Genomic DNA, 12,426 nt, shown 5'->3' with positions numbered 1-12,426 from the left:
AGGTTGCTCATCGATCAGGTCTCCTTGAGGAGCCTGAATCATGCCGAACGCGCAGGATCAATGGGTCCTGACCCTAGGGTTTGCTGTAAGCTGGCCCGCGGGCCACAGCCCTACAAACTTCAACTGATCCCCGCCCATCGATGCATAATTATGGTTACTAGGCATTTTGATGTAGAAGCGGTGGGTTCTATCCTGAAACGCGACAAGCCATGATTTGCTGGGCTTTCGCGGATCGAGGAATTCAACTTGGCATCGCATCTCACCCTCTCCGAGCGCCGCATCATTGCGGGCATGCTGTAGCGCAAGATCAGCGTGGCGCAGATTGCGGTGCAACTCGGCCGGCACCGCTCGACGATCCACCGCGAGATCGGGCGCAACTTCTGGCGCGATCCGGAGGTGCCGATGGCGACGGGCTACTGGCACATGAACGCTCAGCACCTGGCCGACGACCGTCGCAAGAGGCAGGCTAAGCTCCTGCAGGATGATGACTTACGGGGCGGCGTGATCGCAGCACTGGAGGCCGGCTGGTCTCCGCAGCAGATTGCCGGGCGCATGCGGCATGAGCGCGCGCGGCGGCGCGTCTGCCACGAGACTATCTACCGCTACGTCTACTCTCCAGATGGCCGAGCACAGGAGCTTGCCCGTTATCTTCCCGAGCGGCGGCGCAAGCGCAAGGCGCGCTACGCGCGCAAGCCGAGAAGCCTTGTCTTCCCAGAGCGCTGCATGATCAGGAACCGCCCTCAAGCCGTCAAAGACCGGCAGGTCTTCGGCCATTGGGAGGCCGACCTGATGATCTTCCGAAAGGAGCATGGGCCGGCCAATCTGGCCACGGTGGTCGAGCGCGTCAGCCGCTACACGGCGATCTTCCGCAACAACGATCGGCGGTCCAGGCCAATCATGGACAACCTGATCAACCTGCTCTCGCCCCTGCCCCGGCATGCCCGTCAAAGCCTGACTTTCGACCGAGGCCTTGAGTTTGTGTCGTGGCGCGAGCTTGAGGAAGGGCTTGGGGCGCAGGCCTGGTTCTGCGATCCACAGGCGCCTTGGCAGAAGCCTACAGTTGAGAACACGAACCGCCGCGTCCGGCGCTGGCTTCCGCGCGACACGATCTTGCTGACAATCCAGCAGAAAGAGTTGCTGGGCTTGGCTCAGCGGATGAACGCCACGCCCCGCAAATGCCTTGGCTACAGGACGCCGGCCGAGGTCTTCCGCGAGGAGTTGGCGAAGGCCTCAGGCCTGCAATAGCGTTTGAGTTGCGAGTGTTCGCTGCCGTTGACGGTACAGGTTATCCTGCCTAACATTTACCGGTCTGAAACAGGTTAGGCTTGGGAAGGTTGGCCCAGCCCCCGCACCCTGCGGGTCCTTCCGTTGCGAGGAAGCGGCCCGAGACTATCAAGGCGTCTGCGCGGTGCAGGAGCCGATAGGTAGGGTATGACATGAAGCCGAGAATTTCCGTTATAACACTTGGCGTGAGTGACCTCGAACGCTCGCTTTCCTTTTACCGTGATGGGCTTGGGATGCCCACCGAGGGCATCATCGGACAGGAGTTCGAGCATGGTGCGGTGGCGTTCTTTGACCTGTCCGGCGGGCTGAAGCTCGCCCTCTGGTCGCAGGCCGACATCGCCCACGATACTGGATTGCCAGTACAGCCGGTTAGCCCGACCGCCATAACGATCGGGCATAATGTAGCGCGACCGGAAGAAGTCGATCAGTACATAGAGGATGCGGTGCGGGCAGGTGCTGAAGTGATCAAATCTGCACAGGACACATTTTACGGCGGCTACGCTGGCTATTTCCGAGACCCTGACGGGCACCTTTGGGAAATCGTCTGGAACCCGGACCTGCTTCCGCTGGAGAATTGAGCTGCCCTATTGAAGTCCCCGGCCCTCCTGAGGCCAGCGGCAACACTACAGTTCACGCTGTCAGTGGCGCTGGATCCCCGCCTGACCCGGACGGGCTGCGATGGCGGATGTCTCCGCCCGCCCGGGTCAGGCTAAGTCGGCGACCGTGTCGCGTTTCGAGTTGAATCCGCAAGTGAAAACAAGGTTTTCTGCGTTGCAGACAACTTCCTCTGCGCGTTTGATAGCAGCCCCTATTGCCATGAAGCCGACCGACGCGAAGAGCCCATCTCAACTGTTGCCAGTTTGACCCGGCAGCGCCCCGGCGTTAAGCGTCGGACGTTCAACGGGTCGAGGCATTCAGTCTTGGAACAAGTGCAGCTGCAGGATTTCAAGGAAACGGTTTCCCTGCGGTCCCGGCCGAGCCTCTATGGGATAGAAACCCTCTCGGCGCGCTACCTGACACAGACGTTCAAGCCCCACGCCCACGATGAATACGTCTTTGGGGTGATTAGTGGTGGTGTGCATGCCGTCTGGTGCAGAGGTGAGATGAACCAGGTATCATGCGGTTCGGTAGTCACCATGCGACCTAGTGACATCCATCACGGCGGCGCAGGATGTGAAGACGGCTGGCATCAGCGGATGCTCTACATTCCAGAGGCGGGAATAAATGCGCTTCTGGAAGATATCACGGGGCGCGCGCCAGCCGGAGCGCTCGATTTTGGTGCGGCCTTCCATGCCCGACCAGATTTGGCGCGGAGGTTCGCCGACCTTCACACTGTCCTTCACGCATCGGGTGCACAGCTGTCAGTGGACGTGGCGCTTGATACGCTACTGGGCACACTGCTGCGGGAAATTGCGCCTCAGCAATCCATTCCGCGGCAGCAGGAGCAGGGGCGAATTGTGGACGCGATCGACTACCTCGACAGCCACGCCGAAGACGATGTCTCGCTGGATGACCTGTGCGAGGTCACCGGGCTGCGGCGCCGGCAGACGATTGAAGCCTTCCGGCGGGCCACTGGCTTACCGCCCCACTGTGAACACCAAGCAAAAATGCCGTTTGCGTCACGGCTTTGCTTTTTAGGTGGTCCAACATCTCCGCCCGCTCCTTCCTGTTCCGCCAGTGGCGAAGCCATCGCTGCTTTTCACTTTGGATGACCTCATGTCATCCGAAGGGCAAAGCAGGGTGGGCTCAGCCCGACCTGCGGCCGGACGGTGATCTGACACACGGGGCCGGAGCGGTGAAATTGGGAGGGACCCGCGCGCTTGCGCGTGGGAGGAACCGGATTTCTCCGTGGAGGCTGACGCGCAGCGGCACCAGAGCCCGTGTTCGGATCGCCGGCCGGATGGCAGGCGGAAAATAAAATGAAAAATCGTCAGCTGTGCCAGAGCGAAGCGGAGGCGCGGCTGTCTCCTCGATCAGCGATCGCGGTGCCCGCGATCACCATATCTCTGAAAAGCAGCCTCTCGACTGCCAGGCAGCATCGACGCGAAGAGCCCACAGCGGACGGTCGCCATAGCTGCAGCGAATGCAGTGGCAGCAAGAGGATTTGTTGAAAGGCTTCCGGTCAGGAAACCAGCCTTACTGTCGCGCATTCTCCCATAAGCCGCCATTCGAACTTCCCATGGCGGCCCTATGAGGCAGATGGCCGGGTTCAGCCGTAGATCATCACTGGCGTGCCGAGCTGCAGCATCGCATAGACATCCTCTATCTCCTGGTCTGTCATAGCGATGCAGCCGGCAGTCCAGTCCCGGTTCTTCGGTGCGAGGATACGACCCTCGGGACCGCGACCGTGAAACATGATGTCGCCGCCGGCATTGAGGCCGAATTGCGCCGCGTAGGCTTTGTCACGCTCGTTCGGGTATGAGATGCCCACGGACAGATGATACCGGCTGCGGGGGTTGAAACGGTCCACGAAATATTGCCCCTCGGGCGTCTTTCCGTCCCCCTCGAACTGCTTGTGGCCGACCGGCTGATTGCCCAGCCCAAAATCATAGGATTTGAGGACCGTCTGACCAGTGAGCAGATGCATCCGGCGCTGTCCCTTCTGAACCACTACCTGGGTCACCGGAGGGCCAGAGTAACGCTTGAACTGAGGGATATCGGCCGTCCGGGTGCCGGATTTAGAACCTCCGCAGGCGGCAAGAGCCGCGATCAGTCCCAAGGCGGCGTGGCGGCGGTTCAGGATGGTCATGAGGTCGAGCTTTCAAGGCATGATGGCATGTTCAGGCAGCAGGATAGCGCGTGAAGACCTCGGCATTGCCATCCTTGCGGATCAACAGAACATCATAGGCCTCGCGTTTGCTTTCTGGTCCCATCCCGGGGCTGCCATACGGCATTCCGGGGACAGCAAGCCCCCTTGCGTCAGGGCGCTCGGCGAGCAGCTTGCGGATGTCGGCGGCTGGCACATGCCCTTCCAGGAAATAGCCATCGATCAGGCCGGTATGGCAGGACGAGACCTCGACAGGAACGCCAAGATCCAGCTTGTGCTGCATGAGCAGCACGCCGAAACGCTCTTCGTGGGTCACCTCGAAGCCGTTGTCCTGCAGGTAGCGGGTCCACTGCTTGCAGCACTCGCATCCGGTGCCTTCGACCACATGGATCAGGTCTGTGCTCCTTGCGACAGCGAGCCGTGGCAACGCGCCTGCTACGGCAGCAGCGCATATCAAGGCGCGTCGGGTCATGGATGTCATACTCTATCCCTCGTCGTTCAGCGCCTGCCGGATTTTCGGCACGGCGAATTGCGGGTCTTCATGGAGGTCGATGATGCTCGACAGGCGCCCGTCCGTGCCAAACACAAAGACGCCGGCTGTATGGTCCACCGTATAGTCGCCATCCTCGCGCGGAACGCGGCGGTAGGTCACATCGAACGCCTGCGCGGCATGGGCAACCTCATCCGGCGTGCCGGTCAAGCCGGTGATGCGCGGATCGAAATTCGCCAGATAGTCGGCCAGCACTGCAGGGCTGTCGCGTTCGGGATCGACCGAGAACAGATGAACGGCAAGCCGGTCGGCATCGGGGCCAAGATCCTCCAGCCAGTCGCTGATGTTCAGGAGCGTCATCGGGCAGACGTCGGGGCACCAGGTGAAGCCGAAAAAGACGAGGCTCGGTGTGCCAATCCAGTCCTGGGGACGGACGGTTTCGCCTTCATGGCTGGTGAGTTGCCATGACATCGCGCCGAGATCGGCAGCGCGTATGCCGGATATAGCCGCCTGTTCTTGCTGCCACGGCAGATCACCGCTTCGCCATGCCCCGACGCCGAGCATCGTGCCCAGGACGAGTATCAGTCCGCCGCCTCCAAGGATCAGGGCGCGGAGGCGCATGGGGCTTCCCGTTCGCGGATGGAGACCACATCTGTGTCGATCGTAACGGCACCGGCATTCTGGAACTGAAGGGTCATGGGGAAGCTCTCCCCTTCCTTCAGCGCCTCGTTCAGGTCCATGAGCATGCCGTGATAGCTGCCCGGTGCCAAGCTGACGGTTTCCCCTGCGGCGATAGAAATCTGATCTGCGTGCGGCATGCTGGCCACCCCGTCCGACATCACGGTCTCATGCAGCATGGGCATGCCAGCGACAGGCGTCTCGATCCCGATCAGGCGGTCCTCGGTGCTGCCGTTGTTCTGAATGGTGACATAGAACACCGCAGGACGCGCTGTGCCGATAGTGGCACGGGACCAGGCAGCGCTGACGGTGAGGTCGCCTTGAGAGGCTTCGGCGCATTCAGCCTGCGCCATGGTGGGCAGAAAGGCAGCCAATCCCAAAGTCGCGGCAATCAGTTTCAGCATGTTACAGGCGTTCCTTCAGATCAGCGGTGATGTCATCGGCAGGTGTTCCATAGGTGTATTGGCGCAGCCAGTCACCGCGAGGTCCGAGCAAAAACAGGCTGGAGCTGTGCGACATGGTGTAGCCCCCCGGCAGCGTGGCGTCGTCTTCCTGATCGGCGAAAACCTTGAAGCTCTCGACAGCAGCCTGCGTGGCCGCCTCGTCGCCGGCAAGTCCAAGAATGCTGGGATGAAACGCGGCAAGATATTCGCTCAGGCCGCTTTCGCGGTCGCGGACCGGATCGACGGAGATGAACAGCGGCTGCACCTCGTCTGCATCTGGTCCCAGATCCTCCATGACCTGAGCGACCTCCGACATGGTGGTGGGACAGATATCCGGGCAATTGGTGAACCCGAAGAACACCAGAACATGCTTGCCCTCGAACTCCTCGGCGGTGCGGATGGCCCCGCTATCATCCGGCAGGCTGAACTCGGGCTGGAACGCAGCCGCCTGATCCTGCTGATCGGCCCGCCACAGCATCACGCCGCTGCCGATGAGGGCGACCGGCACAGTCATCCAAAGGGCAATTCTGATTGTCTTCAGCATAGACACGTTTCCTCTTTTGAGCCGCCCTAGCACCTCCAGCGACATGAGGTTCAAGCACCTTCCGCTTGTCTCACGGCTTTGTCAGGTCAGCTGAGCCCAGCCACCGCGCTGCTGACGGCAGCACTTAAGGCGTCCGCGCTGAGATTGGTCAGCGGTTTGCCATCCAAGAAGAACGTCGGTGTGGCCCGGACTCCCATTGTCTGCAGGTCTGCCATGTCCTGGTTCAGGATGGCCGTCGTATCGGGGTGAAGCCGGTCAGACCGTGCCTTTTCCAGATCCAGACCTACTGCACCGGCGATACGCCATGCACGGTCAAGATCGGGCGCACCGTGAATGGCCCATTCCGGTTGTTTTTCGAACAGCGCATCCAGAACCGACTCGAACTTATCCTGACGTCGCGCTGCTTCGAGAATGCGCACCGCCTCGTCCGAGCCTTCGTGGAAAGGGGTATAGCGCAGCACGACCCGCAACTGAGTAGGGTATTGCTGGAGCAGATCCTCGATCATCGGGTGAAAAGCTCGGCAGGCCTCACAAGAAGGATCGAAGAACTCGACCAATGTGACCGGTGCTTCCGCTGGCCCAAGAATGGGTGAGTAAGGCCGGATCAAGGCTTCGGGGTTCTGGGTCATTGCAGCGGCTGCGGCGGCCTGAGCCTCGGCCTCTTGCTGCTGACTCAGATACCAGGCACCACCGCCAAATACGGCAAGGGCGGCAGCAGAGGTTCCAAGCAGGACGGCACGACGATTCATGGACGAGATCCTTTCATGTTCAGAAGGCAAAAGCCGATGGCCAAAAAGGCCGCAGCCGAGAGGTAGGGGATAGGCAGGCCCAAGATCGACATCTGTGCCTTGTCGGAGCAGGACGGGCCGTTTTCGGTGCAGGGCGTGATGGCCTCGGGGATCAGCCCCAGATAGAGGCCGGAATGCCAGATCGCGATGACAAGCCCGATGATGACAAGCGGCATGGCATAAGCACGGCCCCCATCATCGCCCCGCCATAGGGCGACGCCCAGGATGACCGTCAGGGGGAACATGGCGATGCGCTGATACCAGCACAGGGTGCAAGGCATCTGACCCATGACTTCACCGATGAACAGGGCACCAAGGGTCGCCGTCAGGGCCAGCAGAAATGCCAGCATCAGGGCAGCCTCAGCGCGGGAAGATATATCACGCATGTTTCGTCTCGTTCTCGCGGATCAAAGAAAAATGCCGGCAAACTCGGTGGAGGGAGAAGGCAGGTCGTGAGGTGCTCATGGACGGCTCAGCCTGATCCAGCGCGGAACCTCGGCGCTCCATCTGCGGTATTCTGCCTCATGAGCAGACAGCAGAATGCGTTCCTCTGTCCGAACCTGCACGCTGGCTGAGATGATGAAGACAAGAAACGCCACAAGCGTCGGCACTGACGGAATTGCGAACGCCATGCCAGCCAGCAGTAGTCCCTGGCCCACGAATGTGGGGTTGCGGCTGAGGCGGAAGAGGCCATGCCTGATCAGGGCGCCGCTATCGCCCTGAGTGACACCAACCCGCCACGATGCCCCCATGGACATCTACGCGGCGAAAGCCAGCATCGCACCTGCTGCTGCAAGCATAGCCCCCGCAGCTTCCACCACACGATGCCCGCCTTCCGTCCAAAACGGGTCGAGCTGGTGCGCGGGCGGGAAAACCACCCACAAGAGCGGTCCGAGAAGCGCCAAGGCGAAGGCCAGGCGAAACCCGAAAGCGGCGAGGCGCCCGACACCGCGCGCTTGCCCGAAGAGCCAGACCGGCCGCCCGGCAGCGCGGGCGGCCTCTGTCGTGCCCCAGGCAAAGAAGGCGAGGTAAGTCACCGTGATGCCGAGGCTGATCCAGCCTGCCTGTCCCAACATCTCAGCTTTCCCTGGTGGGATCGAATGCCAGCAGGCGCAATGCGTTCAGGGTCACCAGCACCGTCGCGCCGGTATCGGCCAGAATGGCGATCCAGAGACCCGTGACGCCGAAGACCGTCGTCACCAGAAAGACCGCCTTCAGTCCAAGGGCCAAGGTGACGTTCTGTCGGATATTGCCCATCGTCGCCCGTGACAGGCGAATGAGGGCGGGTGCATCGGTGACGCGGTCGCGCAGGATCGCACCGTCGGCCGTTTCCAGCGCCACGTCGGTGCCCGATCCCATCGCGATACCGACATGCGCCTCTTTCAGGGCGGGGGCGTCGTTGATGCCGTCGCCGATCATCATTACCCGACCGTCGCGATTCATCGCGCGGATGGCGGTCAGCTTGTCCTCAGGCATCATGCTGGCCCGGAAATCTAGCCTGAGACCTTTGGCGATGGCGGCTGCGGTGCGGGGATTGTCGCCTGTCAGCATGGTGGAGCCGAGACCCATCGCGGACAGTTGCCCGATGGCTGCCGCCGCATCGCTGCGCGGCTCATCCCGCATCGCGATCACTCCCAAAGGGCGGCCCGAGCGGAAAACGGCGACGACCGTCTTGCCCGCGCTTTCCAACGCCGCGACCTCAACCAAGGTTGACGCGTCGATCCCCCCGATCTCAGCAGCATGCGTGGGGGACGTGACCCAGGCAGGGGCTCCGTCCACGATGGCTTCCGCCCCGCGTCCTGGCAGCGCACGGGCATCGCGTGGGTCCGGCACGCTCACCGCGGCCTCCTTCGTCCGGCGCAGGATCGCCAGCGCCAGAGGGTGGCTTGAGCCAGCCTCAACACCGGCGGCGACGGACAGCAGTTCCGCCTCGTCCACGCCGGGTGCGGTGACCAGATCGGTCACGATAGGCGTGCCTTGGGTCAGCGTGCCGGTCTTGTCGAAGACCACATGCGTCACGCCTGCCGCCGCCTCGATCACCGCGCCGCCCTTCATCAGCAGCCCGCGCCGCGCCCCGGCAGAAAGGGCCGACGCGATCGAGGCCGGGACCGAGATCACCAGCGCGCAGGGACAGCCGATAAGCAGAAGCGCCAATCCGCGATAGATCCAGGTGGTCCAGTCCTGCCCGAAGGCCAGCGGGGGCACCACGATCACTAGCGCTGACAGCGCCATGATTGCCGGCATGTAGATACGCGAGAAGCGGTCGATGAAGCGCTCCGTAGGGGCCCGGGCTTCTTCGGCCTCCTCCACAAGGCGGATGATACGGGCGATGGTGTTGTCGCTCGGCTCTCGGGTGACGCGCAGGCGCAGAACCGCCTCGGTGTTGATCGAGCCAGCAAAGACCGCATCACCGACGCCCCGGCTGCGCGGGACGCTTTCGCCGGTCACCGGGCTTTCATCCACGCCGCTGGTGCCTTCGATGATCTCGCCATCAGCGGGAATACGATCACCGGGCCGGACCAGAACGGCCTGTCCGATCTCCAGACTGTCGGCGGACACGGTCCGTGTCTGACCGGCTTCTTCCAGTAAAGCAGTCTTTGGCACGAGGTTGGCCAAGGCCCGGATGCCTTGGCGCGCCTTTCCGGCCGCGACACCTTCAAGGACCTCGCCCACGGCAAACAGGAAGACGACCAGCGCCGCTTCCTCGGCAGCTCCAATCAGGAGGGCGCCGCCAGCGGCAATGGTCATCAGCCCCTCGATCGTGAAGGGCTGACCCATCCGCAGGGCCTCGAAGGCCCGCTTTGCGATTGGCACCACGCCAATCAGGCAGGCCGCGACAAAGGCCCAGTAGCCGACCTCGGACGAAGTCAGCAATTCCACCGTCCAGGCAAGGGCCAGCAAGGTCCCGGTCAGGATGACCAAGCGGCCCTTTGCCGTCTGGTGCCAGGACTTGTCCGGCAGCGCTGCAGCATGTTCGCGTGCCGCCGGGTCGGAGGCGGCCTGTTCATCGCTTGCCGGCACAGTCGGCACCGCACCCGGCAGAACAAAGGCCTTCTTGCGCGGCGCCTGCTGACCTTTCGGAGCGATCCCGAAGCCCAGCTTTCGGACGACGCCCTCGATGGCCTCGGGTGAGGTGCTGTCGGGCATCAGGTCCAGCGTCAGCCGCTCGGCCATCAGTGCCACCCTGACCTCGCTGACCCCGGGCATTCGCTCGACGGCCCGCACCACCTTGGTAGTACATGCGGCACAGTCCATGCCCGTGACGGTCCATTCCCGCCGCTGTGTCGTTTCACTTGCCATTTTGCATCCCACCCGAGGTCTTTTCATCATCGAGTCGGACAGATAGGGTCTCTAGCAACTAGAGGTTCAAGAGGTTTTTCATGCTGAGCATCGGAAAGTTGAGCGCGGCCACCGGCGTCAAGGTGCCGACCATCCGTTACTACGAGGATATTGGGTTGCTGCCGGAGGCGGAGCGCAGCGCGGGCAACCAGCGGCTCTACGATCTGGCCGCCCAGGAACGGCTGGCCTTCATCCGCCATGCCCGCGAACTTGGCTTTCCCCTTGATGATATCCGCGAGCTTCTCAGCCTATCCGACCGGCCCGACATGTCATGTGCTGCCGCCGATGTCATTGCCACGCGCCAGCTTGGTGCTGTCCGGGACCGGATCACTCGCCTGCAGGCCCTGCAGCAGGAACTGGAGCGAATGCTGACGCAATGCGCCCAAGGCACAATCTCAGACTGCAAGGTCATCGAGGTCCTGAGTGATCACGCGCATTGCCTGCATGCCCATCACGGCGAAGACAGTCATTTTAGCCCTGCGAGCAACGAAAGCTGAGATGCGGCGAGGATTAGCGTTCATCGCAAGCGACCTTGAATGTCCGCTTTGCTTGAATACTGCAATTGCCACGCCGCGTTGCTACCAGACAACGAAACGCCTTCTGTAGACGCTTGGCTACGATCCTCGCTTGAAACCATGCAGATGCAGCGAACGGCAGAAAGGTCCGCCAAGCTGCCTCTCGGCTGCCACCTTGGTCCGTTCGTTTTGCGGCACATAACTGCCTTCACTCGCACGTCTACCGGCAGGCAGGCATGGGTAAATCCGCGCCAGCTGGCGTAACCATTACCGGGCTCCGGTCGAAGTCAGATTAAAAGTCAGTGCCACGTCAGTTGGCTATTGAACACCACACAAAATTATCCACAATTTCCGTGGATGCTTCTGGGGAAAGCAGAGCATTATGCAATGACATCAGTCCCTCATGTGATGAAACTCACGTCAGAGGAGCTACTGCAAGGGACAGCTCTCATCAGCGGCCCAGTCCCCAAAGCTGAGGTAATAGACCCGGACATCTTCCTGCCCCGCCGCGACTGCTGCCAACGCAGCCAAGGCTGCACGCCCGCCGCCCTGGCAGTGGGTCACAACAGGAGCGCCGCTGCGCACCTCCGCGTCAGCCAACATCTGCGCAAGCTCGGACGCCGGACGCAGATGACGTCCGTCAAGAAAATCCCGATGATCGATATGCGCCGCGCCGGGTAGATGCCCCCCGCGTTTATTGCCCTTCAGATCTTCGCCTTCAAACTCCGCTGCCGTCCTGGCGTCAAAAATCTGCACTGATTGCAAGGCAACCTTCAGCTCCTGCCGTCCGATGAGGCCGACTGCCCCCGCGCCGGGGCGCAGGTCGGGCGCGGAGGTGCCCGGCGTCGCCTGAGTGGGAAGTGTCCTCAACTCCGGTAGGCCGCCATTCAACACGGCAGCGGGCAGCCCAAAATACTGAAGGATGAACCAGACGCGGGCAGCCTCGGTCATGCCGCCGTTGTCTAAAACCACGGTCAGGGCATCCTGCGTCAGGCCCAATCTCCCGATCTGGTCCTGCCAATATGCGACATCATCAAGCCCCGTATCACTCTGCTTGGCCGTGGCGATCCAGTCGTGGATCGGGACGACCGCCATACCGGCGGGTCGCTCCTCTGCTGTGGGGACGTAAAGAAGACGCAAAGGCCCCAGATCAGCCAGTTGAGCCGCGGCAACGATGGGCGAATTGCTCATGGGGTCATGTCCTTTTCAGAATGTCCGGTGTCAGACTAGGCGCCATCAGACGACTCCAACCAGCCTCAGGAACAGTCCCGCGAAGGCACAGATCGCCAGCACAGTGACGGCGCCAAGCTTCAAGCGGAACACGGCCAGGATGGCGACGATGACCAGCGCCAGCGCGGCGACATCCAAGGTTCCCCAGACCGGCAAGTCCATATCCAGCCCCATCGCGGCCACCGGGCGCAGCTGTTCGAACAGCACATGCAGCCCGAACCACAGCGCCAGGTTCAGGATCACCCCCACCACCGCCGCTGTCACCGCGGTTAGCGCCGCCGTCAGCGCGTGGTTGTCGCGCAGGCGTTCGATGAAGGGCGCGCCCAGAAAGATCCACAGGAAGCAGGG

General features: G+C 62.0%; 16 protein-coding genes. 4 read left to right on the top strand and 12 right to left on the bottom strand.

Annotated elements, in window-relative coordinates:
- Positions 1-306: 306 nt before the first annotated feature.
- The 3 genes from FHD67_RS18965 (at position 307) to FHD67_RS18955 (ending at position 2,996) form a co-directional block, all read left to right on the top strand.
- Positions 307-1,245, top strand: coding sequence for an IS30 family transposase (locus tag FHD67_RS18965; RefSeq protein WP_246071356.1), 939 nt, complete (start codon positions 307-309; stop codon positions 1,243-1,245).
- Positions 1,246-1,436: 191 nt separating this feature from the next.
- The gene (locus FHD67_RS18960) at positions 1,437-1,862 is read left to right on the top strand and encodes a VOC family protein (RefSeq protein ID WP_139599690.1); all 426 of its coding nucleotides are present in this window, start codon (positions 1,437-1,439) and stop codon (positions 1,860-1,862) included.
- A 351-nt stretch (positions 1,863-2,213) separates the two neighbouring features.
- A complete protein-coding gene (locus FHD67_RS18955) occupies positions 2,214-2,996 on the top strand; it encodes an AraC family transcriptional regulator (protein ID WP_246071355.1) in 783 nt (260 codons plus the stop codon).
- Positions 2,997-3,493: 497 nt separating this feature from the next.
- Here FHD67_RS18955 and FHD67_RS18950 read toward each other — a convergent pair whose 3' ends face one another.
- The 10 genes from FHD67_RS18950 to FHD67_RS18905 all read right to left on the bottom strand — a co-directional run bounded on the left by FHD67_RS18950 (position 3,494) and on the right by FHD67_RS18905 (position 10,294).
- Positions 3,494-4,033 (bottom strand): L,D-transpeptidase family protein, encoded by a 540-nt coding sequence (locus FHD67_RS18950; RefSeq protein ID WP_139599689.1) that lies wholly within the window; start codon positions 4,031-4,033, stop codon positions 3,494-3,496.
- A gap of 31 nt (positions 4,034-4,064) precedes the next feature.
- Positions 4,065-4,532 (bottom strand): DUF411 domain-containing protein, encoded by a 468-nt coding sequence (locus FHD67_RS18945; RefSeq protein WP_136856042.1) that lies wholly within the window; start codon positions 4,530-4,532, stop codon positions 4,065-4,067.
- 3 nt (positions 4,533-4,535) lie between these two features.
- Complete coding sequence (locus FHD67_RS18940; RefSeq protein ID WP_139599688.1) at positions 4,536-5,162, bottom strand: SCO family protein; 627 nt, start codon at positions 5,160-5,162, stop codon at positions 4,536-4,538.
- Entirely contained in the window at positions 5,144-5,623 is a 480-nt protein-coding gene (locus tag FHD67_RS18935) for a copper chaperone PCu(A)C (RefSeq protein WP_139599687.1), read from the bottom strand. The genes FHD67_RS18940 and FHD67_RS18935 overlap by 19 nt, the downstream gene beginning before the upstream one ends.
- 1 nt (position 5,624) lies before the next feature.
- Complete coding sequence (locus FHD67_RS18930; RefSeq protein ID WP_246071354.1) at positions 5,625-6,206, bottom strand: SCO family protein; 582 nt, start codon at positions 6,204-6,206, stop codon at positions 5,625-5,627.
- Between the two features lie 86 nt (positions 6,207-6,292).
- Positions 6,293-6,955 carry a DsbA family protein gene (locus FHD67_RS18925; protein WP_139599686.1) on the bottom strand — a complete coding sequence of 221 codons (663 nt, stop codon included), beginning with the start codon at positions 6,953-6,955 and terminating at the stop codon, positions 6,293-6,295.
- Positions 6,952-7,344: a disulfide bond formation protein B gene (locus FHD67_RS18920; protein ID WP_425467285.1), complete on the bottom strand. Its 393-nt coding sequence runs from the start codon at positions 7,342-7,344 to the stop codon at positions 6,952-6,954. Before FHD67_RS18920 ends, FHD67_RS18925 begins: the two co-directional genes overlap by 4 nt.
- Positions 7,345-7,455: 111 nt before the next feature.
- Entirely contained in the window at positions 7,456-7,746 is a 291-nt protein-coding gene (locus tag FHD67_RS21255; protein ID WP_425467286.1) for a methyltransferase family protein, read from the bottom strand.
- A gap of 6 nt (positions 7,747-7,752) precedes the next feature.
- On the bottom strand, positions 7,753-8,070 hold the full coding sequence (locus FHD67_RS18910; protein ID WP_139599683.1) for a hypothetical protein: 318 nt from the start codon (positions 8,068-8,070) through the stop codon (positions 7,753-7,755).
- Position 8,071: 1 nt separating this feature from the next.
- Complete coding sequence (locus tag FHD67_RS18905) at positions 8,072-10,294, bottom strand: heavy metal translocating P-type ATPase (protein ID WP_139599682.1); 2,223 nt, start codon at positions 10,292-10,294, stop codon at positions 8,072-8,074.
- Positions 10,295-10,374: 80 nt separating this feature from the next.
- On the opposite strand from FHD67_RS18905, the gene FHD67_RS18900 reads away from it, so the two are divergent.
- The gene (locus FHD67_RS18900; RefSeq protein ID WP_139599681.1) at positions 10,375-10,830 is read left to right on the top strand and encodes a MerR family transcriptional regulator; all 456 of its coding nucleotides are present in this window, start codon (positions 10,375-10,377) and stop codon (positions 10,828-10,830) included.
- A gap of 447 nt (positions 10,831-11,277) precedes the next feature.
- On the opposite strand, the gene FHD67_RS18895 is transcribed toward FHD67_RS18900, so the two are convergent.
- On the bottom strand, positions 11,278-12,039 hold the full coding sequence (locus FHD67_RS18895) for a sulfurtransferase (RefSeq protein ID WP_139599680.1): 762 nt from the start codon (positions 12,037-12,039) through the stop codon (positions 11,278-11,280).
- 45 nt (positions 12,040-12,084) lie between these two features.
- A partial coding sequence (locus tag FHD67_RS18890) for a chromate transporter (protein WP_139599679.1) occupies positions 12,085-12,426 on the bottom strand: 342 nt, incomplete at its 5' end.

It is taken from the genome of Paracoccus haeundaensis (genome assembly GCF_006239215.1).
Lineage (GTDB): Bacteria > Pseudomonadota > Alphaproteobacteria > Rhodobacterales > Rhodobacteraceae > Paracoccus > Paracoccus marcusii.
Note: the sequence above shows the minus strand (reverse complement) of the source record. Positions and strands in the feature narration are given on the sequence as shown.

Excerpts from the sequence above, each read along its gene's own strand:
- FHD67_RS18960 (WP_139599690.1), top strand. The coding sequence starts at position 1,437 with ATGAAGCCGAGAATTTCCGTTATAACACTTGGCGTGAGTGACCTCGAA.
- FHD67_RS18950 (WP_139599689.1), bottom strand. The coding sequence starts at position 4,033 with ATGACCATCCTGAACCGCCGCCACGCCGCCTTGGGACTGATCGCGGCT.
- FHD67_RS18945 (WP_136856042.1), bottom strand. The coding sequence starts at position 4,532 with ATGACATCCATGACCCGACGCGCCTTGATATGCGCTGCTGCCGTAGCA.
- FHD67_RS18940 (WP_139599688.1), bottom strand. The coding sequence starts at position 5,162 with ATGCGCCTCCGCGCCCTGATCCTTGGAGGCGGCGGACTGATACTCGTC.
- FHD67_RS18935 (WP_139599687.1), bottom strand. The coding sequence starts at position 5,623 with ATGCTGAAACTGATTGCCGCGACTTTGGGATTGGCTGCCTTTCTGCCC.
- FHD67_RS18930 (WP_246071354.1), bottom strand. The coding sequence starts at position 6,206 with ATGCTGAAGACAATCAGAATTGCCCTTTGGATGACTGTGCCGGTCGCC.
- FHD67_RS18925 (WP_139599686.1), bottom strand. The coding sequence starts at position 6,955 with ATGAATCGTCGTGCCGTCCTGCTTGGAACCTCTGCTGCCGCCCTTGCC.
- FHD67_RS18920 (WP_425467285.1), bottom strand. The coding sequence starts at position 7,344 with ATGCTGGCATTTCTGCTGGCCCTGACGGCGACCCTTGGTGCCCTGTTC.
- FHD67_RS21255 (WP_425467286.1), bottom strand. The coding sequence starts at position 7,746 with ATGGGGGCATCGTGGCGGGTTGGTGTCACTCAGGGCGATAGCGGCGCC.
- FHD67_RS18910 (WP_139599683.1), bottom strand. The coding sequence starts at position 8,070 with ATGTTGGGACAGGCAGGCTGGATCAGCCTCGGCATCACGGTGACTTAC.
- FHD67_RS18905 (WP_139599682.1), bottom strand. The coding sequence starts at position 10,294 with ATGGCAAGTGAAACGACACAGCGGCGGGAATGGACCGTCACGGGCATG.
- FHD67_RS18900 (WP_139599681.1), top strand. The coding sequence starts at position 10,375 with ATGCTGAGCATCGGAAAGTTGAGCGCGGCCACCGGCGTCAAGGTGCCG.
- FHD67_RS18895 (WP_139599680.1), bottom strand. The coding sequence starts at position 12,039 with ATGAGCAATTCGCCCATCGTTGCCGCGGCTCAACTGGCTGATCTGGGG.